Annotated in this window: 24 protein-coding genes; 7 read left to right on the plus strand and 17 right to left on the minus strand. The window is 68.9% G+C overall.

From position 1 onward, the window contains the following. The first annotated feature begins 226 nt into the window (after positions 1-226). Entirely contained in the window at positions 227-835 is a 609-nt protein-coding gene (locus tag JHD82_RS01475) for a hypothetical protein (RefSeq protein ID WP_199135186.1), read from the plus strand. 32 nt (positions 836-867) lie between these two features. Beyond that, the gene (locus tag JHD82_RS01480) at positions 868-1,674 is read left to right on the plus strand and encodes a hypothetical protein (protein WP_199135187.1); all 807 of its coding nucleotides are present in this window, start codon (positions 868-870) and stop codon (positions 1,672-1,674) included. Positions 1,675-1,711: 37 nt separating this feature from the next. On the opposite strand, the gene JHD82_RS01485 is transcribed toward JHD82_RS01480, so the two are convergent. Together JHD82_RS01485 and JHD82_RS01490 are read right to left on the minus strand one after the other, a co-directional pair. After that, the gene (locus JHD82_RS01485; RefSeq protein WP_012206639.1) at positions 1,712-1,966 is read right to left on the minus strand and encodes a hypothetical protein; all 255 of its coding nucleotides are present in this window, start codon (positions 1,964-1,966) and stop codon (positions 1,712-1,714) included. Positions 1,967-2,399: 433 nt separating this feature from the next. Then, entirely contained in the window at positions 2,400-3,020 is a 621-nt protein-coding gene (locus JHD82_RS01490; protein WP_034396003.1) for a glutathione S-transferase family protein, read from the minus strand. Between the two features lie 524 nt (positions 3,021-3,544). On the opposite strand from JHD82_RS01490, the gene JHD82_RS01495 reads away from it, so the two are divergent. From JHD82_RS01495 to JHD82_RS01510, 4 genes are all read left to right on the plus strand, one after another. Next, a complete protein-coding gene (locus tag JHD82_RS01495; protein ID WP_012206635.1) occupies positions 3,545-4,159 on the plus strand; it encodes an OmpW family protein in 615 nt (204 codons plus the stop codon). 388 nt (positions 4,160-4,547) lie between these two features. Continuing rightward, positions 4,548-5,606, plus strand: coding sequence for an L-histidine N(alpha)-methyltransferase (gene egtD / locus JHD82_RS01500; RefSeq protein WP_199135188.1), 1,059 nt, complete (start codon positions 4,548-4,550; stop codon positions 5,604-5,606). Continuing rightward, positions 5,593-6,891, plus strand: coding sequence for an ergothioneine biosynthesis protein EgtB (gene egtB / locus JHD82_RS01505; RefSeq protein ID WP_199135189.1), 1,299 nt, complete (start codon positions 5,593-5,595; stop codon positions 6,889-6,891). The genes egtD and egtB overlap by 14 nt, the downstream gene beginning before the upstream one ends. An 86-nt stretch (positions 6,892-6,977) precedes the next feature. Continuing rightward, complete coding sequence (locus tag JHD82_RS01510; RefSeq protein ID WP_199135190.1) at positions 6,978-8,030, plus strand: hypothetical protein; 1,053 nt, start codon at positions 6,978-6,980, stop codon at positions 8,028-8,030. Positions 8,031-8,097: 67 nt separating this feature from the next. Here JHD82_RS01510 and JHD82_RS01515 read toward each other — a convergent pair whose 3' ends face one another. Next, positions 8,098-9,387: an O-acetylhomoserine aminocarboxypropyltransferase/cysteine synthase family protein gene (locus JHD82_RS01515; RefSeq protein WP_199135191.1), complete on the minus strand. Its 1,290-nt coding sequence runs from the start codon at positions 9,385-9,387 to the stop codon at positions 8,098-8,100. Positions 9,388-9,702: 315 nt separating this feature from the next. Here JHD82_RS01515 and JHD82_RS01520 point away from each other — a divergent pair, with 315 nt between their 5' ends. Beyond that, positions 9,703-10,881 (plus strand): GGDEF domain-containing protein, encoded by a 1,179-nt coding sequence (locus tag JHD82_RS01520; protein ID WP_199135192.1) that lies wholly within the window; start codon positions 9,703-9,705, stop codon positions 10,879-10,881. Here JHD82_RS01520 and JHD82_RS01525 read toward each other — a convergent pair. The 14 genes from JHD82_RS01525 to JHD82_RS01590 all read right to left on the minus strand — a co-directional run. After that, a complete protein-coding gene (locus tag JHD82_RS01525; protein ID WP_199135193.1) occupies positions 10,878-11,771 on the minus strand; it encodes a 3'-5' exonuclease in 894 nt (297 codons plus the stop codon). The genes JHD82_RS01520 and JHD82_RS01525 overlap by 4 nt on opposite strands. Positions 11,772-12,031: 260 nt before the next feature. Further along, positions 12,032-12,844 (minus strand): crotonase/enoyl-CoA hydratase family protein, encoded by an 813-nt coding sequence (locus JHD82_RS01530; RefSeq protein ID WP_199135194.1) that lies wholly within the window; start codon positions 12,842-12,844, stop codon positions 12,032-12,034. Between the two features lie 17 nt (positions 12,845-12,861). After that, positions 12,862-13,752, minus strand: coding sequence for an SDR family oxidoreductase (locus tag JHD82_RS01535; protein WP_199135195.1), 891 nt, complete (start codon positions 13,750-13,752; stop codon positions 12,862-12,864). A gap of 85 nt (positions 13,753-13,837) precedes the next feature. Further along, the gene (locus tag JHD82_RS01540; protein WP_199135196.1) at positions 13,838-14,986 is read right to left on the minus strand and encodes an acyl-CoA dehydrogenase family protein; all 1,149 of its coding nucleotides are present in this window, start codon (positions 14,984-14,986) and stop codon (positions 13,838-13,840) included. Between the two features lie 25 nt (positions 14,987-15,011). Further along, positions 15,012-16,574: a long-chain-fatty-acid--CoA ligase gene (locus JHD82_RS01545; RefSeq protein ID WP_199135197.1), complete on the minus strand. Its 1,563-nt coding sequence runs from the start codon at positions 16,572-16,574 to the stop codon at positions 15,012-15,014. 9 nt (positions 16,575-16,583) lie between these two features. Continuing rightward, on the minus strand, positions 16,584-17,666 hold the full coding sequence (locus JHD82_RS01550) for a CaiB/BaiF CoA-transferase family protein (protein WP_012206624.1): 1,083 nt from the start codon (positions 17,664-17,666) through the stop codon (positions 16,584-16,586). Positions 17,667-17,678: 12 nt separating this feature from the next. Then, positions 17,679-19,334 carry a long-chain-fatty-acid--CoA ligase gene (locus JHD82_RS01555; protein WP_043819689.1) on the minus strand — a complete coding sequence of 552 codons (1,656 nt, stop codon included), beginning with the start codon at positions 19,332-19,334 and terminating at the stop codon, positions 17,679-17,681. Between the two features lie 35 nt (positions 19,335-19,369). Further along, positions 19,370-20,596: an ABC transporter substrate-binding protein gene (locus tag JHD82_RS01560; RefSeq protein WP_199135198.1), complete on the minus strand. Its 1,227-nt coding sequence runs from the start codon at positions 20,594-20,596 to the stop codon at positions 19,370-19,372. Positions 20,597-20,765: 169 nt separating this feature from the next. Next, on the minus strand, positions 20,766-21,638 hold the full coding sequence (locus JHD82_RS01565; RefSeq protein WP_199135199.1) for an enoyl-CoA hydratase-related protein: 873 nt from the start codon (positions 21,636-21,638) through the stop codon (positions 20,766-20,768). Positions 21,639-21,667: 29 nt separating this feature from the next. After that, the gene (locus JHD82_RS01570) at positions 21,668-22,696 is read right to left on the minus strand and encodes a branched-chain amino acid ABC transporter permease (protein WP_199135200.1); all 1,029 of its coding nucleotides are present in this window, start codon (positions 22,694-22,696) and stop codon (positions 21,668-21,670) included. Between the two features lie 176 nt (positions 22,697-22,872). After that, complete coding sequence (locus tag JHD82_RS01575; protein WP_199135201.1) at positions 22,873-23,745, minus strand: branched-chain amino acid ABC transporter permease; 873 nt, start codon at positions 23,743-23,745, stop codon at positions 22,873-22,875. 5 nt (positions 23,746-23,750) lie between these two features. Beyond that, the gene (locus tag JHD82_RS01580; RefSeq protein WP_199135202.1) at positions 23,751-24,476 is read right to left on the minus strand and encodes an ABC transporter ATP-binding protein; all 726 of its coding nucleotides are present in this window, start codon (positions 24,474-24,476) and stop codon (positions 23,751-23,753) included. Continuing rightward, a complete protein-coding gene (locus JHD82_RS01585; RefSeq protein ID WP_199135203.1) occupies positions 24,460-25,284 on the minus strand; it encodes an ABC transporter ATP-binding protein in 825 nt (274 codons plus the stop codon). Before JHD82_RS01585 ends, JHD82_RS01580 begins: the two co-directional genes overlap by 17 nt. A gap of 69 nt (positions 25,285-25,353) precedes the next feature. Then, positions 25,354-26,133 (minus strand): acetyl-CoA C-acyltransferase (locus tag JHD82_RS01590; RefSeq protein WP_199135204.1); only part of this gene is annotated, 780 nt, incomplete at its 5' end.

Genomic DNA, 26,133 nt, shown 5'->3' on the forward strand with positions numbered 1-26,133 from the left:
TCGCTTTGGCGCATCGCATTTGACTGTGGGCGCAAGCACATGCATTCCCGCTGGAACTCCGCAAGGCCAGGCGTCCTCCTGTCCCTTGGCGGCGGCGCAATGCGTTTGCGCCTGCCGGCCGCCGAGGCTCCGGGAACGGCCCATTGCCGCAGCGGAGCCGTTGTCGGGACCGGGCGGCTGAATTCGCATCCGCACCGGTCCCAGGGTGTTCATCAGGGGGGACTCCATGATTTCCAACCTCACCAAGGCCCGCGTGCTGCGGTCCGTCATCGCCGGATGCACGCTCGCGCAAGCGGGCAGGGCCGAGAAACTCAGTACCGAGCGCGCGCGCACGGCGCTCAACCGCATCTGCGAGCTGCTGCATCTGCCCAACGACCTGGCCGCCATCCACGCGGAGCCGCAGCTGTACCTCGAATCCCTGGCCCACTTCGAGAGCCTGCCCCAGTTCGAGCTGCGCACGCCGCTGGTGGCCAAGCTCAAGCAGGTGCTGGGCCTGCGCTCGTCCAGGCAACTGACGCCGGCCGTGCTCGCGCAGGTCAGCGCGTCACAGCTCATCAACCAGGGCGTCTCCATCATTGCCCTGGCCGATCTGCAGGAGTGGCTGTTCAAGCATGACCTGTCGCTGATGCATGGCCCGCCCATCACGGATATCGACTTCAGGGAGGCCAGAAAGGCCATTGCCTTGCTCGACGCCTTCGACTTCGACACCGAATCGCTGGAATGGCAAATGAATCGCCTTGCCCGCAAGCGCGGCCGGGCCAGGAGCCGGCCTGCCCCGGCCGCCTGCGCAGTGGAGTCCCTGCCTGCCGTCAGCACCACAGGGGCTGCGCTCTAATATCGGGGCCTCCCAACAAGGCCCGATACACCATGAAGTTCTCCTTGCTTGCTGCCGCGGCTGTGGCATTGCAACTGCTGGCACCGGCGCCTGCCCTGGCGGCCGACGACATCGTGTTCAAGGACAGCGCCGGCCGCGTGCTCAGGCGCAGCGACCTGGACAAGGCCGATGGCCGCTTCAGCTGGGAGCTGCCCTCCGCCACACCCGTCAGCCAGGCCGCGCGCGATGCCCATGCCTTGGGCCGCGCTGCAGGGCAGAACGGCGATTACCGCGCCGCCCTGGCACATTTCGAGACCGCCTCGAAGCTGGCGCCCCGCTGGCCCTATCCCGTCTACGACGCTGCATTCACCTACCTGCTGCAAAAGGACTTTGACGCGGCCTATCGGCATTACCGGCGCGTGGATGCACTGGCGCCCAGGGGCTTCTTCAGCGCCAAGACGGCCGTGCACAGCCTGCGCATGGAGCGTGACGGCAAGCTCCCCCAAGGCACCTACCTGCGCTACCTTGCCCTGGAGTGGGAAACCGACCGCGACAAGACGCGCCAGGCCGCGCTGGCCATGACCCGCGAGACGCCCGGCTTCGCTCCCGCCTGGAAGACCGCCGCCCACCTGGAGGACGACCCGGACAAGCGCCTGGCCCTGCTGGACAGCGGCCTGAAGGCCGGCCCCGATGCCGAGACCCGCGGCTTTCTGCTCCTGAACAAGGCCATGGTGCTGCGCGAACGCAACCAGATCCCAGAGGCCATGGTGATGCTGGGAGAGCTTGCGGTAGACCCGCAGTCTCCGCTGGATGTCGAGGCCCTGGCACGGCAGACGCTGGCGCAGTGGGCGCGGCCTTGACGCTGGCGGCTGCACCTTCACCCGCCCTGCAGCCAGCTCAGCGCAGGGCGAGCTCCACGGCCTCCGCAGACAACCCGTAGGCCTCCACGAAGACCTCGATGCGGTCCTGCGTCTGCGCGTTCACAAACGTCTCCATGCCCACGCTGTCCATCTCCCCTGACAGCATCTGGCCCGTATTCACGGGGCGGGTATCGAGCTGCTGCGCCAGCACGCAGCTGTCCTCTCCCTCCGGCTGCAGGCCGATGAGCCCCGTCTGGTTGTTGATGGCAATCACCCTGGCTTGTCTTTGCATGCTCCACCCTGTCGTCTGAATTCGTCGTTTCTGGAATGGCGAGAAGGCGCCGCCTTGTGCAACGCCCCTGCCTGTCCTGGCGACTGTAGGCAAGGCTTGCGGACGGCGGTAGAGGCCCGGGGCTTGGTGGACTGCCAAGCAGAATTTACGAATAGATTTCAGAGATGCTGGGTTTTGTGTCGAATGTGGCGGATGTGCCGAGGCGGTTGCGAGGCGCTTTGACCCGGCGACCTGGAGTGGATGCACTCGACGCAGCATCTGCTGTGCGATGGCCATGCATGGCGAGGAATGCGAGGCGCTGCCGATGTGGGCAAGGCATTGCGCGCCAGCATTCCTTCGCGATGAATCGGCAAGTGAACGGCATCTGCCAAACCTGCGATAGATACCTGACCCAAGCACCTTCATTGCGGGTATCGCAGGCAGCCTCCCCCTCTCAGCTCCCCAGCGCCCCGCGCACGGCAGCGCGCTCGCCCATGCGCTTGAAATGCGCCTGCACCTTGGGGAAGCCGGCGATGTCCACGCCGTCGCCTTCCAGCCAGCCGGCGATGGTGAACAGGTACGCGTCGGCCACGGAATAGTCCGAGCCCAGCACCCAGGGGGCATCGCCCAGGTAATGGCGTTCGATCACGCCAAAGCATTCGGCCATGTTGGCTGCCACCTTGCGCTGCATGGAGGCAATGGCCGCTTCGTCATCGGCCCAGCGGCCTGCGCGGCGCCCGTGGGCGTGGGCCACGTGCACGGTGGAGGACAGGTAGCTGTGGAAATCCTGCATGTGGGCAAAGGCATACGCATCGTCGAGCGGGGCGAGCCGGGCTTCGGGGAAGCGGCGCGCAACGTAGGCGAGCAGTGCCGGTGTTTCGGTGAGCACGCCGCGCTCGGTCACCAGGGCGGGCACGCGGCCCTTGGGATTGATGGCCAGGTATTCGGGGCTGCGCTGCTCGCCCTTGGGGAAGTCGAGCTTGATGACTTCGTGCGGCGCATTGGCTTCGATCAGGGCGATGCGGGTGGCCAGGGCGCAGGTGCCGGGCGCGTAGTAGAGCTTGAGGGTGGTCATGAAAGAGACGGGCAGGAATGGGATACGTGCAGATTCTGCAGCCGGCGCCGATGGCCGGGCCGGCCCTCCAAGTTAGTGCGTATCGCACGGCCGTGCAAGCGGCATCTGCGTCTTTGCTTATGCCGACCCGGTGTTCCAGCGCCCGGCTTCCTGTCCTGTCGAAAGGAGCCGTCAATCGCCGGCCGGGTCACTGCCCTGTCCGATCACCTTCAGGCGCTTTTCCACATCCTTGATCAATGCAGACGGCGTGATGTCCAGGGCATCGCCGAGGCGAAACAGCATGCGTCCAGCGAGGACGTAGTCAATCAACCAATGCAGCCACGACCTCGCAGCTCAAACCTCAAGCCAGGCAGCTCGAATCGGTTGCCGCTGGCCCGCCGCGCAATGCGTTGCATGCATCCAACGCGATCCGGCCATGCGGGGCTGCGCACCTTCGGGTTTGAGCTAGGACAAGATCGGCCACGTCCGCCCCTGATGCAATACAGCTACGGGATTTGCCCCGGGCTACTCCAAGACTCTCCATCATGAAAAGAACTCTGCTCGCCGTTGCTGCCGTTTGCGCCCTGTCGTCGGGTGCCGCGTTTGCGCAGCAGGCCGAAGGCCCCTGGATGGTGCGCGTGCGCGCCGTGAATCTGGACAGCGCCAACAAGGACAGCACGGGTCTGGGTCTGTCGATCAACAACAAGTGGATGCCCGAACTGGACGTGTCCTACTTCTTCACGCCCAACATCGCGGCCGAGCTGGTGCTGACCTACCCGCAAAAGCACGACCTGCGTGCCAACGGCCTGGGCCAGATCGGCAGCCTCAAGCACCTGCCGCCCACGCTGCTGGCGCAATACCACTTCACCAATTTCGGCGCCTTCAAGCCCTACGTCGGCGCCGGTGTGAACTACACCCGCTTTTCGAGCGTGAGCTTCGACCCTGCCGTGCAGGCCGCGCTGAACCCCTCGATCAAGAAGAACAGTTTCGGCGGCGCGCTGCAGATCGGTTTCGACTACGCGCTGGACAAGAACTGGTCGCTGAATTTCGACGTGAAGAAGGTCTTCATTGAAACGGACGTGAGCTCCGCCGGCACCAAGGTGGGCACCTTCAAGGTGAACCCGGTGCTGGTCGGTGTGGGACTGGGCTATCGCTTCTGATCTCCGGATCATGAGTGAGGCACGCGCTGCTTCATCCGGCAGCGCGTAGTGAGGCAAGGATGGGTACTTGGTCCGGTATGCCGTTCGCGGCATACCGGATTTTTTTCGTCCGAACCGGCGCTTTCGCCTGCTGCGGACATGCTGCGGCGCAGCACCGGACAGGTCACGAAAAAATCACGCGCGGGGGAAACTGTCCTACCCGCATGCCATGGGCAGGCGCCTAGGCTGGTGCCTCGGCCTGCCGGTGCGAGTCTTGCGAGGCTCGCTTGCCGTTTGCAGGCGTCAGTCACCATTGGCTGTCCGCCCCGTGGCGACCGCGCCCTGCTGCAAGCCGGGATGCGGCATTCACCATGCTGCGGCGGGCGGCGCACAACGCGAGGCCCCCACCATGCTGTCTGCCCACGATTCGACCGTGTCTTCCTCTGCCCTGGCATCGCGCGCCCAGCGCGTGCCGCTGCCTTTGCCTTCGGCGCCGCGTGTGCCCGCCGAAGGCGGCAGGCGAGAGGCGGCCCCGGAATGGGCGGACCACGCACTGCGCGCGACCCGCGCCGAACTGCAGCACGGGCTGATGCAGCCCCAGGCCCAGGTCTCTCCCAAATACCTCTACGACGCGCGCGGCTGCGACCTGTTCGAGCAGATCACGCGGCTGCCCGAGTACTACCCCACGCGCACCGAGGCCGCCATCCTGGCCGACTCTGGCGCCGCCATGGCCGAGGCCCTGCGCGGCAGCGAGGTGCTGATCGAGCTGGGTGCCGGCAATTGCGAGAAGGTGCGCGGCCTGTGCCGCAGCCTGCGGCCCCGGCATTTCGTGGGCGTGGACATTGCGGGCGCATTCCTGCGCCAGTCCGTGCGCCGGCTGGCCGAGGAGTTTCCGCAGCTGCAGACCCATGCCGTCACGGCCGACATCACCGAGCCGCTGACCCTGCCGCCCCATATCCCGCAGGCCGGGCGGCTGCTCTTCTATCCGGGCTCGTCCATCGGCAATTTCGACCCGGTACAGGCCCAGCGCATGCTGGGCCAGATGCGTGCCATGGTCAACGACGACGGCGGCCTGCTGATCGGCATAGACCTGCCCAAGTCCACGCAATGGCTGGAGCCCGCCTATGACGATGCCCAGGGCGTGACGGCGCGCTTCAACCTGAACCTGCTCAGCCACGTCAACAGCCTGCTGGGCAGCGACTTCAACCCGGACGACTGGGAGCATGTGGCCTTCTTCAACGCCGAGCATTCGCGCATCGAGATGCACCTGCGCGCGCGCCGCCCGCTGATCGTGGGCTGGCCGCAGGGGCTGCGGCATTTCTCGGCCGGCGAGACCATCCACACCGAAAACAGCTACAAGTACCCGCTGCCCGAATTCCTGGGCATGCTCGCCTGCGCGGGCTTCGGGCCCTGCCAGGTCTGGACGGATGAGCGCCAGTGGTTTGCCGTGATCCATGCCCATGCGTGAAATGCCCGCCGTCTTCCGCTGGGTGCAGCGCTACGAGGCCGTGCGCCAGAGCACCGTGCTGCTGGCCGCGCCCCTGTCGGCCGAGGATGCCTGCGTGCAGTCCATGCCAGACGCCAGCCCGGCCAAATGGCATCTGGCGCATACCACCTGGTTCTTCGAGACCTTTGTGCTGGCCGAGCACGCGCCCGGCGTGCCGCCCTTCGATGCCGACTTTCGCGTGCTGTTCAACTCCTACTACCAGCAGGTGGGCGAGCGGCATCCGCGTGCCCAGCGCGGGCTGCTGACGCGCCCCTCGCTGGCGCGGGTGCTGGCCTACCGCGAGGCCGTGGACCAGCGCATGCTGCAGATGTTCGAGGACTGGGGCACGCAGCCGCCTGCACGGCTGGCCGCGCTGCTGGAGCTGGGCCTGCAGCATGAGCAGCAGCACCAGGAGCTGCTGCTGACCGACATCAAGCACCTGCTGTCCTGCCACCCGCTGTGGCCTGCGTACCGCGCGCAGGAAGAGGGCGTGCCTTCGCCGCAAGAGCCCGATGGATTGCCCCCGCCGCTGCAGTGGCTGACCGTGCCGCGCGGCATGCATGCCGTGGGCCATGCGGGCGAGGGCTTTGCCTTCGACAACGAGCGCCCGCGCCACGAGGTGTTCCTGCAGGGCTGCGAGATGGCGCAGCGGCCCGTGAGCAATGCCGAGTTCCTGCGCTTCGTCAAGGATGGCGGCTATGCCCAGCCGCAGTGGTGGCTGGCCGAAGGCTGGGACTGGCGCTGCGCGCAGCAGCTGGAGCACCCGTGGTACTGGCGGCGCCAGGCCGGCGGCGTGATGGACGGCATGTGGCAGGAATTCAGCCTGCATGGCGCGCTGGCCCTGGACGGGCGCAGGCCCGTCTGCCACCTCTCTTACTTCGAGGCCGATGCCTATGCGCGCTGGGCCGGCGCGCGCCTGCCCACCGAGGCGGAATGGGAGGCGGCCCTTGCCGCGCAGATGGCGCAGCGCCCGCAGCACGGCGAGCCGCCCGACCCCGTGCACCCGCGCGCCATGCAGCCCGGCAGCCATGCGCTGGGCGAGGTCTGGGAGTGGACCCAGTCGGCCTACACCGCCTACCCGGGCTTTGTGGTGGCCGAGGGCGCGGTGGGTGAGTACAACGGCAAGTTCATGGTCAACCAGTACGTGCTGCGTGGCGGCTCCTGCCTCACTCCGCCCGGCCATGCGCGCGCCAGCTACCGCAATTTCTTCCCCACCCAGGCGCGCTGGCAGATGACCGGCCTGCGGCTGGCAAGGGATCTGGTCTGAGCCTGCCCGTGCCGCGTTGCCTGGCATTGCATCGCGCGCCGGCGCATGCAGTAGCATCGTCGGCCTCAATGATCCGAGGGAGTTCCATGTTGTTGCGTTCGCTTGTTCTTGCCATGCCGCTGTCCCTGGTCCTTGCCGGCTGCGCCACTGCGCCGCCCCAGGCACCGGCGCCCAGCCAGCCACAGGACCAGCCCCGGCCCGAGGTGCCCGCCAAGGCCCCGGCCGATGCGCCGCACGCCGAACCCGAGGTCGCCAACCTCACGCCCCTGCCCAGCCTGCTGCTGATCGGCGAAGACGCTGCCGGCCGCTACTACTCCATGGTGGCCAAGGCCACGTTCACCATCGAGGCCGATGGCCGCCTGAGCCTGGCCGACCAGGGCGGCGGCCACGGCGGCGAGCCCATGGCGCCCCAGGTCGACATGCAGGACCAGAGCATGTCCACCGAATGCAAGCCCTATGGCGCCGTGGCCAACCAGCGCACCACCTGGTTCCCGTACACGGGCGTGTTCGTGCGCGGCGGCACGCTGGTTGGCGCCAGGGCCGATGGTGCGGACGTGGCCGCCAAGGCGCTCACCGAGCATGAAGGTGCCCAGATGCTCTACACCGGCAAGGATGCCGACGCCACCGAGTACTACTACGCGCCCTGCGTGGGTGCGCAGCGTGTATCCACGGGCTGGCGGCTGGACCGCTACCTGCCCGACGGTGGCCAACTGCGCGTGCGCGCCGATGCGCGCGGCGGCAAGGGCCAGACACTGGAGCTGAAGATTCCCAAGCCCTTTGCGCCCTTCGTGCTGGTGCGCTACCAGTCGGGCGCCATGATTCCCGTGCCCATGCGCGCCGTGCTGGCCACGGTGGACCTGGCCGAGCGCCGCGTGGTGATGCAGTACCAGGGCACCTATGCCGTGGAGCCTGCCATCCGCAAGATGGAGCTGCGCCTCATCGTGCCCGGCAGCCGCCCGTCCGAAGGCGAGACCGCCGCGCGCCACGCCGAACGCACCCAGGCCCAGTTGCGCGACCTGGCCCGCTGCGCCCCGCCCAAGGGCCATGCCATCGAGCCCTGCGCCAACCCGCAGCGCACGCCCGATCCGCTGATCTTCTACCCCTCGCAGCAAGTGCGAGAGCGCGCCAAGCGGCGCTGACAGGGCAGGGCCTGCCTGCAAGGGCTGGCCGGGCCGCCGCGCAGTCCGGCCAGCCCTTGCGCGGGAATCAGACCTTGGCCAGCGCCTGCTCCAGGTCGGCCAGCAGGTCGCTGATGTGCTCGATGCCCACGGACAGGCGCACCATGCCTTCGGTCACGCCGGCCTTGGCAAGCTCCTCGGCGTCCAGCTGGCGGTGCGTGGTCGATGCCGGGTGCGTGGCCAGGGACTTGGCGTCGCCGATGTTGACCAGGCGCGTGAACAGCTGCAGCGCATCCAGGAAGCGCGCACCGGCGGCGCGCGTGTCGCTGTCGCCGCTGCCGTTCTTGAGGCTGAAGGAGAGGATGCCCGAGGCGCGGCCGCCCAGCTGCTTCTTCACCAGGGCGTGGTCGGGGTGGTCCTGCAGGCCGGCGTAGCGCACCCATTCGATCTTGGGATGCTTTTGCAGCGTCTCGGCGATCTTCTGGGTGTTCTCGCAGATGCGGTCCATGCGCAGGGCCAGCGTCTCTATGCCCTGCAGGATGAGGAAGGCGTTGTGCGGCGACAGGGCGGCGCCGGTATTGCGCAGCGGCACCACGCGTACGCGGCCGATGTAGGCGGCCTCGCCCAGGGCCTCGGTGTAGACCACGCCGTGGTAGCTGACATCGGGCTCGTTCAGGCGCTTGAAGCGTGTCTTGTGCTCGGCCCAGGGGAACTTGCCGCTGTCCACGACGGCGCCGCCCACGCTGTTGCCGTGGCCGCCCAGGTACTTGGTCAGCGAGTGCACGACGATGTCGGCGCCGTGCTCGATGGGGCGCAGCAGATAGGGGCTGGGCACCGTGTTGTCCACGATCAGCGGCACGCCATGGGCGTGGGCCACGTCGGCCAGCGCGCGGATGTCGGTGACATTGCCCAGCGGGTTGCCGATGGACTCGATGAAGATGGCCTTAGTCTTCTCATCGATGTGCTGGGCAAAGCTGGCCGGGTCGCGCGGATCGGCAAAGCGCACCGTGATGCCCTGCTGCGGGAAGGTGTGGGCGAACAGGTTGTAGGTGCCGCCGTAGAGCGTGCTGGCCGAGACGATGTTGTCGCCGGCCTCGACAATCGCCTGGATGGCATAGGTGATGGCGGCCATGCCCGAGGCCACGGCCACGGCGGCAATGCCGCCTTCCAGCGCCGCGACGCGCTTTTCCAGCACGTCGGTAGTGGGGTTCATGATGCGCGTGTAGATGTTGCCGGCCACCTTGAGGTCGAACAGGTCGGCGCCATGCTGGGCACTGTCAAAGGCGTAGGCCACGGTCTGGTAGATGGGCACGGCGGCCGACTTGGTGGTGGGGTCGGGCGAGTAGCCGGCGTGGACGGCCAGGGTTTCGATGCGCATGGAAGATTGCCTTTCTGGTGACGGCTTACGCAAGAAGGGCACGGGCGGGCCATTTGCCATGGGGAGCGGCGCGTTCCCGCGTCGTGTTTGCGTAAGTCCTGAGGTTTTACTAGCGGAGGACGGTTGGCATTGTGGCGTGCCGGCCTCCGGTGCCCAACGATGCGTTGGTTACGAACATATACGCCGCAGCCCGGTTGCGCCTCTGCCACGCGCAGGTATGCCCAGCCTGCCATTGCCAGAACCGTGAGTGAATGTGTATTTTTGTTAACGATGTGTTGTAACGTGACCTGATCGCTAGACTCCATCAGGGAGTTGATGGTGACGTTGACAGCAAGACATCTTCTGGCGCTGGCGGTGCCCCTGTGCACCTTGCTGCTGGCCGGCTGTTTCTATGTCTGCTGGCGGCATCTGCGTGCCCGGCGCGAGTTGCGCAGCATGTCCTTCGCCTTCACCGGCTTCAGCCTGGCGCTGCTGCTGCAGATCCTGGAGCGGCCTGCGGCCGTTCCCGTCAATGCATTGACGACGGCCGCGCTGCAACTGTGCGCGGCCTGGTTCATCACCGAGGCCATGGCCATACGCCAGGGCGTGCGCCCGGATGCACCGCTGGCGGCCGTCTTTGGCGGCGCGGTGCTGGTGGTGCTGGGCTACTACGCTTGGGCCGTGCCCGATGCCCAGGCACGCCAGCATGTGCTCAATTTCGGCCTGGGCCTGCAGCTGGCCCTGCCGCTGTGGCGGCTGCCACGCAGGCATCCCTGCACAGGCTGGGACCGGCTGCTGCTGTGGGTGTTCGTGGTCTTTGCGCTGAGCTTTTTCGTCCGCACGCTGTGGGTGACGCCGCGTGCTGCTTCGGTATCGGCCAGCGCAGCCGGGGAATGGCTGGGCATTTCTTCATCGTGGATGGCGCTGCAGTTGAGCCTGCTGGTGTTCGGCCTGCTGTTTGCCATGCTTTTCCTGGCCGCAGCGGTGCGCGACACCGTGCAGGAGCTGCACGAGGAGCGCGACCGCGATCCGCTGACCGGGCTGCTGAACCGGCGCGCCTTCAAGGAGGCCGTGCAGCGTCGGCTGGCCGAGCAGCCGCAGCTGTCGGCCGCCGTACTGGTCTGCGACCTGGACCATTTCAAGCGGGTCAACGACGGCTGGGGCCATGCGGCGGGCGACGAGGTGCTGCAGCGCTTTGCGCGCCTGCTGTTGCGCAGCACACGCCAGCAGGACCTGGTTGCACGCTTTGGCGGGGAGGAGTTCGTGGCCCTGCTGCCGCACGCCGACCCGCTGGCCGCGCAATGGATCACCCGGCGCATCCAGACCCAGCTGCGCCTGATGGGCTTCAGCGCGCTGCCCGACGACATACGCATCACGGCCAGCTTTGGCGTGGCCTGGATGGCCCAGGGCCAGACGCTGGAGCAGGCGCTGGCGCGTGCCGACGCCATGCTCTACGAGGCCAAGCGCGCAGGCCGCGACCGGGTGCGGCTGGTGCCGCAAGAGGAAGATGCCTAGCCAGGGCTTGGCTTGCCCGGTGTGACCGGCGCCTGCAGCAGGCGTGGGGTGCGGGAAGGGCGTGGCGATGAGCGTGGGGCGCTGGACTCGCGCGGTGCATGTGGCTCATGCGGCTTGTGCGGCTCGTGCGACACATGCGGCTCGTGCGACACATGCGGCTCGCGCGGTGCCTCCTGCTCGCGTGGCGCGTGAGGCCTGCGTGGTCCCCGCGGGCCGCTGGAGCTGCCGGGGCCGCGGGGTTCAGGCGCAGGCCTGGCGGGCCTGGCCGGGCGTTCGGCCACGGCCGGCTGGCGCTGTTCCCAGGCGGGCAGGGCGGCATGCACCATGGCGGCACCGTGGGCGTCGTTGGCCGCGTAGTGGCGCTGGGCCAGGCTCAACTGCGGTGCAGCCCAGTTGGAGGTGGAGATCTTCTTGGACTTGTGGAAGTTCTGCCCCAGCACCAGGGCCACGGCCGCGCGCACGCCCACCGAGCTGGCATAGCCGTGGCGCTTGAACACGCGGTCCAGGTCGATCACGTTGTGCAGCGCAACGCCCAGGCGCGCGGGCAGCGCGCTGCGGTCATGGTCCAGGCCGAAACCGGCCTTGCAGATGGACTCGCTGGCCAGCACGTCGGCCGCAAGCGCGCGTGCCTGCGCATGGTGCAGCTGCAGCAGCCAGGCCTGGTCGCAGGTGGCCAACTGCACCACATGGGGGCCGGTGTCGGTCTGGTGGGCGTGGAACAGCGGCTTGCTCTCGGTATCGAAACCGAGCACGGGAGCCGCCATCAGCGTGGCGCGTGCGGCCGCGAATTCGGCGTCGGTGGCGGGCACGTGGATGCAGCGCTCGGGCAGGGCGGCAAAAGGCGGCAGCAGGCGGCTGTCATCCTTGCTGGGAGCGTGCAGGCGGGGCATGGGAAAAGAGGGGGAAGCCGAGGCAAGCCGTCAAGTATGCCTGCACTTGCATGCCCCTCAGGCACCGGGTTTTTATCCCCGGTGCGTGTGGACGGAGTTGTGGAAAACTCCGGGTGTAACTTGCCGAATCCGCGCCCTGCAAGGCTTTCCACGGAATGCCTAAAAAATCAGCGCAGTGGCGAAAGGGCATCGAATAAGGGTATTTGCGGATGGCTGCGCCGGACCCCGATGCAGGGTCCGGCGGCTGTTTCAAAAGGTGTCTAAAGGCCTTGATCGTTGAAGACCGGCACCCGCTTTTCCAGGCCGGCGCGCACGGCCTCGGCCTGATTGGGGCTGCCCAGCAGGGCCTGCTGCTCCTGCGCCTCGGCCAGCAGGATGTCTGCGGGAGAAGCGGTTTCGCTGAGCTGCATCAGGCGCTTGGATGCGCGTATGGCGTGCGGGCTGCTGGCCGCGATCTGGCGGGCCAGATGGCGCGCTTCCTCCAGCGGCGCAGCGCTCACGCGCGTGGCCAGGCCCAGGGCCACGGCCTCGGGGCCGGGCACGATGCGGCCGGTGTAGACCAGTTCGCGCAGCACATCGCCGCGCACCAGCGGCGCGGCCAGCGCGCAGCCGGCCATGTCGGGCACCAGTCCCCACTTGATCTCCATGATGGACAGCCGCGCATCATCGGCCACCAGGCGGATGTCCGCACCCAGCGCCAGTTGCAGGCCGCCGCCGTAGGCCACGCCGTGCACGGCGGCGATCACGGGCACGGGCAGCTCGCGCCAGCCCCAGCAGATCTGCTGGAAGCGGTTGGCCATGCCGTGCGTGCGCGCGGCCAGGTCCGTCATGTCCGCCGTCTGCTGGCCGTCGGCAATGCCGGCCATGCTGCCCATGTCCAGGCCCGCGCAGAAGGCGCGCCCTTCGCCATGCAGCACCACGGCGCGCAACCCGGGCGTGTCCCGCAGCCGCGCCAATGCGTCGATCAGGGCGTCGAACATGGCGGGGTCCAGCGCATTCATCTTGTCGGGCCGGGCCAGGGTCACCTCGGCCACGCCGTGGTCCACCGATATGCGCACGCGTTCTTGGCTCATGGCTTGTCTCCTTGTGTCTATGCGGTTCTTTGCTGGCGGTCGGCCGCGTTGCGCGATTCGATGGCGCTGCGCGCATTCGCCCAGTCCTGGTCGCTCCAGCTGGCCAGCCCGGCGAAGTTGCCGCCCGTCGCCTGGTATTGTCCGCCGTCTATGGCGATGGTCTGTCCCGTCAGGTACTCGGCCTGGCGGCTCATGAGGAAGACGGCCAGGTTGGCCAGCTCGGGCATGCGGCCGTTGCGGCCCATGGGGTTGTCGGCACGCACATGCTCGCCGCCCTGCGGGTTCAGCCGCGCGCTCATGCCTTCGGTGGGGAACAGGCCCGGCGCGATGGCGTTGAAGCGTATGCCCCGGTTGCCCCATTCCACGGCCAGCGACTGCGTCATGGCATGCACGCCCGACTTGGCCATGGCCGAGGGCACGGTGAAGGCCGAGCCGTTCCAGACCCAGGTGGTGAGGATGGACAGCACGCTGGCCTTGCGGCCCTCGGCCAGCCAGCGGCGGCCGCACTCCAGCGTGAGGTTGAAGCTGCCGCGCATGACGATGTTGGCCACGGCGTCGAAGGCGCGCATGGACAGGTCCTCGGTGCGGCTGACGAAGTTGCCGGCCGCGTTGTTGACCAGGCCCGTGAGCGCGCCGCCGTCGGCCCAGATGGCCTCGATCATCTGCTCCACGGCCTCGGGCTGGCGCACGTCGCAGGCATGGCCCGTGGCCCGGCCGCCGTGCTGCTGCACCAGCTCCTGCGCTGTCTGCTCGACCACGGCGCCGCGCCGGCCGCACAGGTAGATGTCGGCGCCCATCATGAGAAAGGCCTCGGCCATGACACGGCCCAGGCCGGTGCCGCCGCCAGTGACGAGGATGCGTTCGCCCTTGAGCAGGCCGGGCTTGTAGATGAGGTCGTCGAGGGTCATGGCTGCTGTCTCCTGTGCTGCCGGGGAAGGGATAGGGGGACTGAGGCAGCGCTTGGCGCCGCCAGGGGATCAGAGCGTCAGAGCGTCAGAGCGCGCGAGCGATCACTTCCTTCATGATTTCGCTGGTGCCGCCGTAGATGCGCTGCACGCGCGCATCGGCGTACATGCGGGTGACCATGTATTCGTTCATGTAGCCGTAGCCGCCATGCAGTTGCACGAGTTCGTCGAGCACGCGGCCCTGCGCTTCCGAGCCCCACAGCTTGGCCATGGAGGCCGTGGCCGTGTCCAGCGTGCCGGCCACCAGCTGCTCCACGCAGCGGTCGATGAAGGCGCGGCCCACGGTCAGCGTGGTGGCCACTTCGGCGAGCTTGAACCGGGTGTTCTGCATGTCGGCAATGGCCTGGCCGAAGGCGCGGCGCTCGCGCACGTAGGCCAGCGTGGCCTCGTAGGCGCCTTCCATGCAGGCCAGTGCGGCCAGGCCGATGATCAGCCGCTCGTAGGGCAGGTCGCCCATGAGCTGGTAGAAGCCCTGGCCTTCGCGCCCGCCCAGCAGCGCGTCCTGCGGCACGGTCACGTCGTCGAAGAAAAGCTCCGAGGTGTCCTGGGCCTTCATGCCCATCTTGTCGAGCACGCGGCCCACGCGAAAGCCCGCGCAGTCCTTCGTCTCCACGATGAGGATGGAGGTGCCGCGCGCGCCCTGGGCGGGGTCGGTCTTGCAGACCACGAGGATCAGGCCGGCCAGCAGGCCGTTGGTGATGAAGGTCTTGCTGCCGTTGATGCGGTAGCGGCCGTCCCTGAGTTCTGCGCGCGTGCGCACGCCCTGCAGGTCCGAGCCCGCGCCGGGCTCGGTCATGGCGATGGCGCCCACCAGCTCGCCGCGCGCCATGGCGGGCAGGTACTTGCGCTTTTGCGCCTCGGTGCCGTGGTTGAGCAGGTAGTGGGCCACGATGGAGTGCACGGAGTTGCTCATGCCCGAGAGGGCACGGCGCGCCATCTCCTCGTGGATCACGGCCTCGTGGCGGAAGTCGCCGCCGCCGCCGCCGTATTCCTCGGGGATGTCGGTGCACAGCAGGCCCAGCTCGCCGGCGCGGCGCCAGATGGCATGGCCCACGTTGCCGCGCTGGCGCGCGGCCTCGTCCTGCGGCTGCATTTCGGTTTCCAGAAAGCGCACGGCGGTGGCGCGCAGGCTTTCCAGCTCGGGGGTGCTCCAGGAGCGTGTCAGTTGCAGTGGCATGGCGTGGCCTGGTGGTTCGTGGGGGTTAGTTGATGCGGCGTTCGCGGCCCTGCCAGTAGGGTTCGCGCAGCTGGAATTTCTGCAGCTTGCCGGCGGCCGACAGCGGCAGCTCGCTGCGGAACTCCACCGAGCGCGGGCACTTGTAGCCCGCGATGCGTTCGCGGCAGTGGGCGATGACCTCGGCCTCGGTCAGCGGCTGGCCCTCGCGCGCGACGATCACCGCGTGCACGCGCTCGCCCCAGCGTTCGTCAGGCACGCCGATGACGGCGCACATGGCGACCTGGGGCAGCTGGGCGATGGTGTTCTCGACCTCGGCCGAGTACACGTTCTCGCCGCCGCTGACGATCATGTCCTTGAGCCGGTCCACGACGAAGAGGTAGCCGTCGGCATCCAGCCGGCCCATGTCGCCCGTGTGCATCCAGCCGTCCTTGAGCGCGGCGGCCGTCTCGGCGGGCCTGTTCCAGTAGCCTTGCATGACCATGGGGCCGCGTGCCGTGATCTCGCCCACCTCGCCGGGCGGCAGCTCGCGGCCCTCGCCATCGACGATGCGCACCTCGGCAATGGTCACGGGCCGGCCGGCCGCGCGCAGCAGGCGCTCGCGCTGCGGGCCGGGACGGTGCTCGGCCGGGCCCATGGACACGATGGTGGGCGACAGCTCGGTCATGCCGTAGGCCTGGGCGAAGTCGGCGCCGGGCAGTAGCTGCATGGCGCGCTCCAGCAAGGTGGCATCGATGGGCGCCGCGCCATAGAGCATGAGGCGCAGGCTGGACAGATCGAATTCGGCCAGGCGCGGATGCTCGATCAGCCGGCGGATCATGGTGGGCACCAGGAACAGCTCGTTCACGCCGTGCTGCTGCACGCCGTCCAGGATGGCCAGCTCGTCGAAGGCCGGCACGATGACCTGGGGCACCAGGCGCTGGGCCATGAGCAGGGCCAGGCCGCAGCCGGCCACATGGAACATGGGCGTGACCACCATGCCCACCTTCACATGCTGGCGCGGCACGTTGCTGGCATTGGACAGGGCGTTGATGAACAGGTTGTCGTGGCTGAGCATCACCCCCTTGGGCCGACCCGTGGTGCCGCCTGTGTACATGACGGCGGCCAGGTCGTTACCGCTGCGCAGCGCGTCGGCGCAGGGCGTGGCGGCGGCCAGCAATTGCTCGTAGTGCAGCGCGCCTTCGGGCGCGGCGCCCGTGCCGCAGAACACCACGGTGCGCAGGCTGGAGGACAGCTCGCGCAGCCGGGGCACCAGGGGCGCGAAGGCATCGTCCACGAAGAGCACGCGCGTGTCGCAATCGTCCAGCGAGTAGGCCACCTCGTGCGCGCTCCAGCGGATGTTGACGGGGTTGACCGCGGCGCCTGCCCACCAGCAGCCATAGAAGTATTCAAGGTAGCGGATGGAGTTCAGTCCCATCATGCCGACGCGGTCGCCGGGCGCCACGTCCAGCGCCCGCAGCAGGCCGGCACAGCGTTCGATGCGCTGCGCAAGCTGCGACCAGCTGGCCTGCTCTTCGCCGCAGATGGCCGCCGTGGCGCCGGCCCTTTCGCGGCGGCCCTTGTGGATGGCCTGGGTGAGATACATGGGCATGGGGTTTCCTCAGGAGCGGGCATTCCAGGCGGCCAGCGTGTCCTGCAGGCTCGCGGCGCGCGGGGGGCGGGGCTGCTCGGGCACGCTGCGCGAAAAACGCGGCGCCGGCGCGGGCTGGAGCACGCCACCGGCCTCGGTGAACGTGGCGCGTGCGCGGTTGTGGGCGTGCTGGGGCGCCTCGTCCCAGTCGAGCACGGGGGCGAAGCAGGCATCGCTGCCTTCCAGCAACTCGCACCACTGCTGGCGCGTGCGCGTGCGGAACACGTCGGCCAGGCGCAGCTTGAGCAGGGGCCAGCGCGCGGCGTCCAGCTGCGCGTCGAACAGCGGGTCCTGTATGCCGCAGCGCTGGCGCAGCTCGGCGTAGAACTGCGGCTCGATGGCGCCTATGGCGATGTATTTGCCGTCGGCGCAGGCATAGGTGTCATAGAAGTGCGCTCCGCCGTCCAGCAGGTTCTCTCCGCGCTGGTTGCTCCATTGGCCCTTGGCCTTGAAGCCGTACATGAAGGCCGACAGCAGGGCCGTGCCATCGGTCATGGCCGCATCGATGACCTGGCCCCGGCCGCTGCGCCCGGCCTCGTGCAGGGCGGCCAGCAGGCCCACGGCCAGCAGCATGCCGCCGCCGCCGAAGTCGCCCACGTAGTTGAGCGGCGGCACGGGCGCCTCGCCCGCGCGGCCGATGGCGTGCAGCGCGCCGGAGATGGCGATGTAGTTGATGTCATGCCCCGCCGCATGCGCCAGCGGCCCGTGCTGGCCCCAGCCCGTCATGCGGCCGTAGACCAGGCGCGGGTTGCGCGCCAGGCAGGGCTCGGGGCCCAGGCCCAGGCGCTCCATGACGCCGGGCCGAAAGCCCTCGATGAGCAGATCGGCGCGTGCGATCAGCGCCAGGGCCGAGGCCTGGCCTTCCTCGCCGCGCAGGTCGATCTCGACCTGGCTGCGGCTGCGCGTGGTGATGTCCTGTGCATCGACCGGCGTGCCGGGCCGCGCGATGCGCAGCACCTCGGCACCCATGTCGGCCAGCAGCATGGCGCAGAACGGCCCCGGGCCCAGGCCCGCGAACTCGACCACGCGCACGCCTTCAAGCGGTCCTGGCATGGAGGTCTCCTTTCAGGCCGTGGGCAGTGGATGGTTCTTGTACTGCTCGCGCAGCTTGGTCTTTAGCAGTTTTCCCGTGGCCGTGTGCGGCAGCTCGGCCACCTGCAGCACATCGTCGGGCAGCCACCATTTGGCGATGCGCGTGGACAGGAAGTCGAGCATGGACTCGCGGCTGACGCTGTGGCCTGCGCGTGGCACCACCAGCAGCAGCGGCCGCTCCTGCCACTTGGGATGGGCCACGCCGATGATGGCGGCCTCGGCCACGCCGGGATGGCCCATGGCGGCGTTCTCCACGTCGATGGAGGAAATCCACTCGCCGCCCGACTTGATCACGTCCTTGGCGCGGTCCACCAGCTGCAGGAAGCCGTCGGCATCGATGGTGGCCACGTCGCCCGTGGTGAAGAAGCCTTCCTCATCGACGGGCGAGCCGCCTTCGCCCTTGAAGTAGCCGCTGGCGATCCAGGGGCCGCGCACGCGCAGGTGTCCCCGGGCCTGGCCGTCCCAGGGCTGGGGCCGGCCGTCGTCGTCCACGATCTTGAGGTCCACGCCCCAGACGCCGCGCCCCTGCTTGAGCTTGACCTTGACCAGTTCCTCGCCCGACAGCGCGTCGTGCCGGGGCAGCAGCTTGCTGACCACGCCGATGGGGCTGGTCTCGGTCATGCCCCAGCCCTGCACGACCTGGGCGCCGAACTGGTTCTCGAAGCGCTCCAGCATGGCGCGCGGCACGGCCGCGCCGCCGATGCCTATGCTCTTGACGCCCAGCGCGCGCGGGTCGATGTCGGGATGCGCATCCAGGTACTGGAACAGCATCAGCCACACGGTGGGCACGCCCTGCGAGAAGGTGACCTTCTCGTCGCGCATGAGCTCGTAGACGCTCTGGCCGTCCAGGTGGGGGCCGGGCAGCACCAGCCGTGCGCCGGCCATGGCCGCCGCATAGGGCGTGCCCCAGGCGTTGGCATGGAACATGGGCACGATGAGCATCACGGTCTCGCTCGCGTTCAGGCCGAAGGTGTCGGGCGCCAGCTCCATCAGCGTGTGCAGCACGGTGGAGCGGTGCGAGTACAGCACGCCCTTGGGGTGGCCCGTGGTGCCCGAGGTGTAGCACAGCGAGGAGGCCGTGCGCTCGTCGAACTCGGGCCAGTCGAAGTCCTCGCTCTGGTTGCCCACCAGCTCGTCCCAGCAGTGCAGGCCGGGCAGGTCCAGCGCGGGCATGTGCTCGCGCGAACTCATGCAGACATAGGTGGTCACGGTCTTCAGATGCGGTGCGAGCTTTTCCACCAGCGGCGCGAAGGTCACGTCGAAGAACAGCACCCGGTCCTCGGCATGGTTGGCGATGTATTCGATCTGCTCGGGAAACAGGCGCGGGTTGATGGTGTGCAGCACCGCGCCGCTGCCCGAGACGCCGAAGTACAGCGCCAGGTGGCGCCAGCTGTTCCAGGCCAGCGTGCCCACGCGTTCGCCAGGCTGCACGCCCAGCGACTGCAGGGCGTTGGCCACCTGGCAGGAGGCGCGGCGCATGCCGGCCCAGTCGGTGCGGTGCAGGCCACCGTCCCGGGTTTCCGGCAGGCGCGAGACGATCTCGGTGTGCGGGTGAAAGCGCGCCGCATGCTCGATCAGCGACGAGATCATGAGCGGGCGGTCCTGCATCAGTCCTTGCAAGGCGGGCATGGGGGTGTCTCCTGTCGTTGTCCTGAAGGCCGGGGTCATTGCACGGGCGCGTAGCGGCTGCCGTCGAAGCGCACGAGCTGCATCTTCTTGATGGGGAAGAAATCGTCCGCACCGGTCTGCAGGCTGATGCCCGGGTAGAGCATGGGCAGGTCCATCTTCAGGCTGGCGGCCTGCTCCATGATGTTGGCGCGCGTGAGCTCGTCGCCGGCCTGCCTGAGCACCTGCACCAGGGTCTGGGCCTGGGAGTAGCCGATGACGTTGAGCGAATCGTTGGGGTCGCCGGCCGGGTAGAACTGCTGCATGAAGGCTAGGTAGCCGGCCAGCTCGGGCGTGCCCTGGTTGGTGGGGTCCGAGGGCTCGCGCAGGTAGCTGGCCGTCATCACGCCGCGCGCGTTGTCCAGGCCCGCGGGCTTGAGCACCGAGCTGATGGACAGCGAGACGCTGACCAGGTAGTGCGCAGGCTTCCAGCCGATGTCGGCGGCCTTGCGTATGGACTGGGCCGCGAACTTGGGCGTGCTGATGTTGATGAAGGTGTCCGCCCCCGAGCCCTTGAGCGCCACCATCTGGCTGTCCACCGTGGGGTCGCCGACCTCGTAGGTCTGCTGCACGACGATGCGCTGCTTGGCCTGCTCGCCGAATCCGTCGAGCACGCCCTTGAGGTAGTCCTTGCCGAAGTCGTCGTTCTGCATCAGGACGGCCACCTTGGCCTGGGGCCGCGTGGCCAGGATGTGCTGGGCGAAGGTGCGGCCTTCGAGCTGGTAGGTGGGCTGCCAGCCCATGGTCCAGGGGAAGTTCTTCGGATCGCCCCAGCGCGTGGCGCCCGTGGAGACGAACAGCTGGGGCACCTTGCGCTGGTTCATGTAGCGATGCACGGCCTGGTTGTGCGAGGTGCCCAGCGCGCCGAACATCAGCAGCACGCCGTCGCGCTCGACCAGCTTGCGCGTCTGCTCCACGCTCTGGGCGGGGTTGTAGGCGTCGTCGGCGGAGAGGTAGGTGATCTTGCGGCCGTTGATGCCGCCCTCGGCATTGATCTTGGCGAAGTAGGCCGCATGGGCCTTGCCGATGGTGCCGTAGGCCGACACCGGGCCCGAGTAGGGCACGAAGTTGCCGATGCGGATCTCGCTGTCGCTGGCGCCGGTGTCGTACTTCTTCTGAGTCTGAGTCTGGGTCTGGGCCTGGGCTGGCGCCTGGGTGACGGCCGGCAGGACCAGCGCCAGGCAGGCGATCAGGGCGCGGGGGCCGCGGGCGAAGGGGTTGCGCATGGTGGTCTCCTGGCTTGCGGGCGCCGTGCCCGCTTTTCTTGTGGTGGCCGGTCCATGGTAGGAACCGGCCCGGCGCGCGCCCATCGTCGATTCCGACGAATGCATGTGCGGGCGCAGCAAGTCGCGTCGGGAAGGTGCGGCGGGAAGGCGTGGCGGGAAGGCGCGGCGGTCAGCCCGGCTGGCGTGGCGCGAACACGGGTTCGCGCTTTTGCATGAAGGCCTGCACGCCCTCCATGAAGGCCGGCGCGCCCACCAGATCGCGCTGGCGTTCGGCCTCGTAGTGAAGCTGCTGCTCCAGCGTGGAAGCGGCTGCGTGGTCCAGCGCGCGGCGGGCTTCCAGCACGGCGCCGGCCGGCAGCCGCGCCAGGCGGGCGGCCGTGGCCAGGGCCTGCTCGCGCAGGGCCTCGTCGTCCACGCAGGCCCAGACCAGGCCCCAGTCGGCAGCCTGCTGCGCGCCCAGCCTGTCGCCCAGCAGGGACAGGCCCAGGGCGCGCGCACGGCCCAGCCGGCGCTCGATGAACCAGGTGGTGCCCAGGTCCGGCACGATGCCCAGGCGCGGCAGGAAAGGCAGGTAGAAGTAGGCCGAGCGCGCCGCCAGCGCCACGTCGCCGGCCAGGGCCAGGCCCACGCCGGCCCCGGCTGCCGCGCCGTTGATGGCGCAGACCACGGGCACGGGCAACTGCTGCAGGTCCAGGATGAGGCGGTTGGACAGCTGGTGCATGTTGTCGGCCGTCTGCGCGCCCAGCGTGCGGCCGTCGGCCTGGGCCCCGCCTTGTGCCCCGCCTTGCGCCCCGCCTTGTGCGCCGCCTTGTGCGCCGCCCATGGACGACAGGTCCGCGCCCACGCAAAACCCCCGGCCCTCGGCGGTGAGCACCAGGGCGCGGAGGGAGGTGTCCTCGCGCACCTCGGCCAGCAGTTCGCGCAGCCGCAGCTGCAAGGGCCTGCCCAGCGGATTCATGCGGGCGCTGTCCTGGAGGACGATGAGGGCGATCTCGCCGTTGTTGCCGTGGCGTTCCATGCGGACGGCCGGACTGGAATTCATGGGGGACTCCTGTGGGTGGGGATGGAAAGTCAGGCACGCGGCCGCTGCCGGGGCAGGCGCCGGCCCGGCCGGCCCAGCCGGTGCAGCAGGCCCATCACGCCGCCGGGCATGGCGAACATGAAGACGATGAGCACGGTGCCGTAGACGGCCCAGGGCGCGGCCTTGGACACCTGCTCGGCCAGCCCCGGGATGAACATGATGAACAGGGCGCCGAACAGCGCGCCCCACAGCGTTCCCACGCCGCCCACCACCACGCCCACCAGCAGCGAGATCGACAGGAACATGGTGAAGGAGTCGGGCGCCACGAACTGCACGGCAATGGCCGACAGCGCGCCGCCCACGCCCGTGTAGCCGGCCGAAATCGCAAAGGCCATGGACTTGCAGTGCGCGTTGTCCACGCCCATGGCCTCGGCCGCCATGGCGTGGTCGCGGATGGCGCGCAGCGCCAGGCCGCTGCCGCTGTCTATGAGGTTGCGCGCCATCCAGAACAGCAGCGCCGCCACGGCCAATGCATAGAGGTAGAACCACTGGTCGGCATCCAGCGGCAGGCCCCAGGGCGCCTCGGGCTTGGTCAGCACGATGCCGCCCACGCCGCCGGTCCAGGCCTCCAGGTGGCGGTACTTGAGCAGCTGGGGCATGGCCACGCCCAGCGCAAAGGTGGCCAGCGCCAGGTACAGCCCTTCCAGCCTGAGCGCGGGCCGCCCGAACAGGTAGCCCGCCGTCAGGCTCACCAGGCCCGCTGCAGGCACGGCCAGCCAGTAGGCCAGGCCCGCGCGGTCCATCAGGATGCCGGCCGCATAGGCGCCTATGGCGAAGAAGGCGCCATGGCCCAGCGAGATCTGGCCGCTGTAGCCCGTGAGGATGTTCAGCCCCACCAGGGCCACGGCATAGGCCAGCACCATGGTGGCCTGGAACAGCTGGTAGCCCTTGGCCACGAAGACCAGCGGGCAGGCCGCCAGCGCCAGCGCCGCGATCAGTACCGTGCCCAGGGGCAGGGGGCGGCGTGCGCTGGTGGCGGCGACCAGTGCGTCAGACGAGGAGGCGGATCGTGTGGACATCATTGTTCTCCAGGGCGTTGGGCACAAAACTGGCGTGGTCCAAAAGCGAGGGACACCGGGCAAGGGCCTACGCCGGCCGCGCCGCCCCGCCGCGAGGGTGTCGTCCCCCTCCCGCGTAGCGAGAGAGGGGGCGCCGTGCAACGGGAAGCGGCGTAGCCGCTCAGGGGGGGCATTGTTCAAACCCTCCTGACGACTTTGCGGCCCATCAGCCCGGCCGGCCGCACGATGAGCACGCCCACGATCAGCACCAGGGCCACAGAAAGCTTGAGTTCGGTGCCGACCACGTAGCTGCCCACGAGGTTTTCAAGCACGCCCACGATGAAGCCGCCCAGCACGGCGCCCGCGGGGCTGTCGATGCCGCCCAGCAGCGCGCCCGCAAAGGCATACAGCAGCACGCCGCTCATCATGTGCGGATCGAGGAAGACCACGGGCGCCACCATCATCCCGGCCACCGCGCCGATGGCGCCGGCCAGGCCCCAGCCCAGCAGCAGCATGCGCCCCACGGAGATGCCCACCAGGCGCGAGGAGGCCGGGTTCTGCGCGGCCGCGCGCATGGCCAGCCCCAGCGGCGTGAGCCGGAAGAAGGCAAACAGCAGGGCCACGATGGCCAGCGCCACGAAGATGGTGCCCACCTCGTGGGCCGACATCAGGGCGCTGCCATACCAGGCGTCGGCCGGGAACGGGCTGGGAAACTCCTTGATGGTGTAGCCGAAGATCCAGCCGGCCAGGCTGTGGAAGACGATCAGCAGGCCGATGAAGACCACCACCTGGGCCAGGTCCGCTGCCTTGTGCATGGGGCGGATGATGGTGAACTCCACGGCCGCGCCCAGTACGAAGGACAGCGCCACCGTGGCCAGGAAGGCCCACCAGTACGGCAGCCCCGCCTGCAGCAGCGCCCAGGCGATGAAGGTGGAGAACATGGCCATCTCGCCCTGCGCGAAATTGATGTGGTGCGTGGCCTGGTAGATCATGACCAGGGCCAGGGCCACGGTGGCATAGATGCCGCCCGTGGCCAGGCCGGCCAGCAATTGGTGGATGAAGGCGTCCATCGCCGCTACTCCCCGAGATAGGCCTGGCGTACCGCATCGTTGCGGCGCATGGCTTCGCTGGGGCCGTGCAGCACGATGCGGCCGGTCTCCAGCAGGTAGGCGCTGTGCGCCAGCTCCAGCGCCAGGCGCGCGTTCTGCTCCACCAGCAAGATGGTCGTGCCCTGCTCGGCGTTGATGCGCCGCAGGATGCCGAAGATGTCGCGCACCACCAGCGGCGCCAGGCCGAAGGAGGGCTCGTCCAGCAGCAGCAGGCGCGGGCGGCCCATGAGGGCGCGGGCAATGGCCAGCATCTGCTGCTCGCCGCCCGACAGCGTGCCGGCCTGCTGGGTGCGGCGCTCGCGCAGGCGGGGGAAGTAGCCGAACATGCGCTCCATATCGCCGCCCACGTCGGCGCGGGCCGCCCGCGTGGGGCGGGCCTGCGCGCCCAGGCGCAGGTTCTCCTCGGCGCTGAGCTGGGCGAAGGTGCCGCGCCCGTCGGGCACATGGCCCACGCCCTGGCGCGCGATGCGCTCGGTGCTGTGCCGGTCTATGCGTTCGCCGGCCAGGCGCACCTCGCCGCGCGTGTCCACCAAATGGCGGCAGATGGCACGCAGCGTGGTGGTCTTGCCCGCGCCATTGGCGCCCAGCAGGGCCGTGACGCGGCCTTCGGCCAGGTCCATGTCGATGCCGTCCAGCACGCGCACCGACCCGTAGGCCGCATGCAGTCCGCGGATTTCAAGCAGTGCCGGCATGCGCCACCTCCCTGTCCTGATCCTGCGGCTGCATGTCCGAACCCAGGTAGGCGCGGATGACTTCGGCATGGGCGCGGACCTCGCCGGGCGTGCCCTCGGCGATCTTGCGGCCGAAGTTCAGCGCCACGACCTTGTCGCTCACGCGCATGACCAGGCCCATGTGGTGCTCCACCAGCAGCACGGTCAGCTCCAGCCGGTCACGCAGCGACAGGATCAGGTCGCCCAGGCCGGCCAGCTCCTCATGGTTGAGGCCGCAGGCCGGCTCGTCCAGCAGCAGCAACTGCGGGCGGCAGGCCAGGGCGCGCGCCAGCTCCACGCGCTTTTGCGTGCCGAAGGGCAGGTCGGCCACGCGGCGCTCTGCCACGCCCGTCAGCTCCAGCAGGGCCATCAGCGATTGCGCCTGGGCGCGGGCTTCTGCCTCGCGCCGGCGCACGCCGGGCAGGCGCAGGGCATCGCGCACAAAGCCGGCGTGCTGGTGGCTGTGCGTGCCCAGGCGCACGTTGTCGGCCACCGTCATGCTGGAAAACAGGGCCAGGTTCTGGAAGGTGCGGCCCATGCCCAGCGCGGCCATGCGGTGGCGCGCCAGCGTGGCCAGCGGCTGGCCGCGAAAGCGGATGTGGCCGGCCTGCCAGGCATACAGCCGCGACAGGCAGTTGAACAGGCTGCTCTTGCCTGCGCCGTTGGGGCCGATGAGGCCGCAGATCTGGCCTGCCGCAACATCGAAACTCACGCCGTCCAGCGCGACGATGCCGCCGAAGCGCAGCGAAACGCCTTCGATGCGCAGCAGGGGCTGCGAGTCCTGGCTCATGGCTTTCCCTCCCCCCGATGGTGGGCGACCGGCGCGGGCCGCGCCGGCCGCACGGTGGCATGGCGGCGCCTAAAGACGCTCGATGATGGTGACGTTGGCCATGCCGCCGCCCTCGCACATGGTCTGCAGGCCGTAGCGACCGCCGCGCGCATGCAGGGCGTGGATCAGCGTGGCCATGAGCTTGGTGCCCGAGGCGCCCAGCGGATGCCCCAGCGCAATGGCGCCACCGTTGACGTTGAGCCGCGCCGGATCGGCGCCCGTGGCCTGCAGCCAGGCCAGGGGCACGGGGGCAAAGGCCTCGTTGACTTCGTACAGGTCGATGTCGGAGATGCGCATGCCGGCCTTCTTCAGCGCGGCCTGGGTGGCGGGGATGGGGGCCTCCAGCATGATCACGGGGTCATGCCCGAGCAGGCTCATGTGGTGGATGCGCGCCAGCGGCTGCACGCCCAGGGCCTTGAGGCCGCGCTCGCTGACCACCATGACGCCGCTGGCGCCATCGCAGATCTGGCTGGCCGTGGCCGCCGTCACGCAGCCGCCCTCGCGGATGGTCTTGACGCCGGCAATGCCTTCCAGCGTGGCGTTGAAGCGTATGCCTTCATCCACCGTGTGCGGCTGGCCTTCGCCCTCGGCACCGCCTTCGGCGCTGCGCGCCTGCACGGCCAGGATCTCGCGGTCGAAGCGGCCCTCGCGCGCGGCCTGCACGGCGCGCTCATGGCTTTGCAGCGCATAGGCGTCCAGCTGGTCCTTGGCCAGGCCGTACTTGCCGGCCATCATCTCGGCGCCCATGAACTGGCTGAACTCCACGCCCGGGTAGCGCTGCTGCATGGCCGGGCTCATGTACACGCCCAG

Source organism: Delftia sp. ASV31, assembly GCF_016428765.1.
Classification (GTDB): domain Bacteria; phylum Pseudomonadota; class Gammaproteobacteria; order Burkholderiales; family Burkholderiaceae_C; genus Comamonas; species Comamonas acidovorans.

What these genes read in the sequence shown, in the direction of transcription:
- JHD82_RS01475 (WP_199135186.1), top strand. Translation starts at nt 227, where the DNA reads ATGATTTCCAACCTCACCAAGGCCCGCGTGCTGCGGTCCGTCATCGCC.
- JHD82_RS01480 (WP_199135187.1), top strand. Translation starts at nt 868, where the DNA reads ATGAAGTTCTCCTTGCTTGCTGCCGCGGCTGTGGCATTGCAACTGCTG.
- JHD82_RS01485 (WP_012206639.1), bottom strand. Translation starts at nt 1,966, where the DNA reads ATGCAAAGACAAGCCAGGGTGATTGCCATCAACAACCAGACGGGGCTC.
- JHD82_RS01490 (WP_034396003.1), bottom strand. Translation starts at nt 3,020, where the DNA reads ATGACCACCCTCAAGCTCTACTACGCGCCCGGCACCTGCGCCCTGGCC.
- JHD82_RS01495 (WP_012206635.1), top strand. Translation starts at nt 3,545, where the DNA reads ATGAAAAGAACTCTGCTCGCCGTTGCTGCCGTTTGCGCCCTGTCGTCG.
- egtD (WP_199135188.1), top strand. Translation starts at nt 4,548, where the DNA reads ATGCTGTCTGCCCACGATTCGACCGTGTCTTCCTCTGCCCTGGCATCG.
- egtB (WP_199135189.1), top strand. Translation starts at nt 5,593, where the DNA reads ATGCCCATGCGTGAAATGCCCGCCGTCTTCCGCTGGGTGCAGCGCTAC.
- JHD82_RS01510 (WP_199135190.1), top strand. Translation starts at nt 6,978, where the DNA reads ATGTTGTTGCGTTCGCTTGTTCTTGCCATGCCGCTGTCCCTGGTCCTT.
- JHD82_RS01515 (WP_199135191.1), bottom strand. Translation starts at nt 9,387, where the DNA reads ATGCGCATCGAAACCCTGGCCGTCCACGCCGGCTACTCGCCCGACCCC.
- JHD82_RS01520 (WP_199135192.1), top strand. Translation starts at nt 9,703, where the DNA reads ATGGTGACGTTGACAGCAAGACATCTTCTGGCGCTGGCGGTGCCCCTG.
- JHD82_RS01525 (WP_199135193.1), bottom strand. Translation starts at nt 11,771, where the DNA reads ATGCCCCGCCTGCACGCTCCCAGCAAGGATGACAGCCGCCTGCTGCCG.
- JHD82_RS01530 (WP_199135194.1), bottom strand. Translation starts at nt 12,844, where the DNA reads ATGAGCCAAGAACGCGTGCGCATATCGGTGGACCACGGCGTGGCCGAG.
- JHD82_RS01535 (WP_199135195.1), bottom strand. Translation starts at nt 13,752, where the DNA reads ATGACCCTCGACGACCTCATCTACAAGCCCGGCCTGCTCAAGGGCGAA.
- JHD82_RS01540 (WP_199135196.1), bottom strand. Translation starts at nt 14,986, where the DNA reads ATGCCACTGCAACTGACACGCTCCTGGAGCACCCCCGAGCTGGAAAGC.
- JHD82_RS01545 (WP_199135197.1), bottom strand. Translation starts at nt 16,574, where the DNA reads ATGCCCATGTATCTCACCCAGGCCATCCACAAGGGCCGCCGCGAAAGG.
- JHD82_RS01550 (WP_012206624.1), bottom strand. Translation starts at nt 17,666, where the DNA reads ATGCCAGGACCGCTTGAAGGCGTGCGCGTGGTCGAGTTCGCGGGCCTG.
- JHD82_RS01555 (WP_043819689.1), bottom strand. Translation starts at nt 19,334, where the DNA reads ATGCCCGCCTTGCAAGGACTGATGCAGGACCGCCCGCTCATGATCTCG.
- JHD82_RS01560 (WP_199135198.1), bottom strand. Translation starts at nt 20,596, where the DNA reads ATGCGCAACCCCTTCGCCCGCGGCCCCCGCGCCCTGATCGCCTGCCTG.
- JHD82_RS01565 (WP_199135199.1), bottom strand. Translation starts at nt 21,638, where the DNA reads ATGAATTCCAGTCCGGCCGTCCGCATGGAACGCCACGGCAACAACGGC.
- JHD82_RS01570 (WP_199135200.1), bottom strand. Translation starts at nt 22,696, where the DNA reads ATGTCCACACGATCCGCCTCCTCGTCTGACGCACTGGTCGCCGCCACC.
- JHD82_RS01575 (WP_199135201.1), bottom strand. Translation starts at nt 23,745, where the DNA reads ATGGACGCCTTCATCCACCAATTGCTGGCCGGCCTGGCCACGGGCGGC.
- JHD82_RS01580 (WP_199135202.1), bottom strand. Translation starts at nt 24,476, where the DNA reads ATGCCGGCACTGCTTGAAATCCGCGGACTGCATGCGGCCTACGGGTCG.
- JHD82_RS01585 (WP_199135203.1), bottom strand. Translation starts at nt 25,284, where the DNA reads ATGAGCCAGGACTCGCAGCCCCTGCTGCGCATCGAAGGCGTTTCGCTG.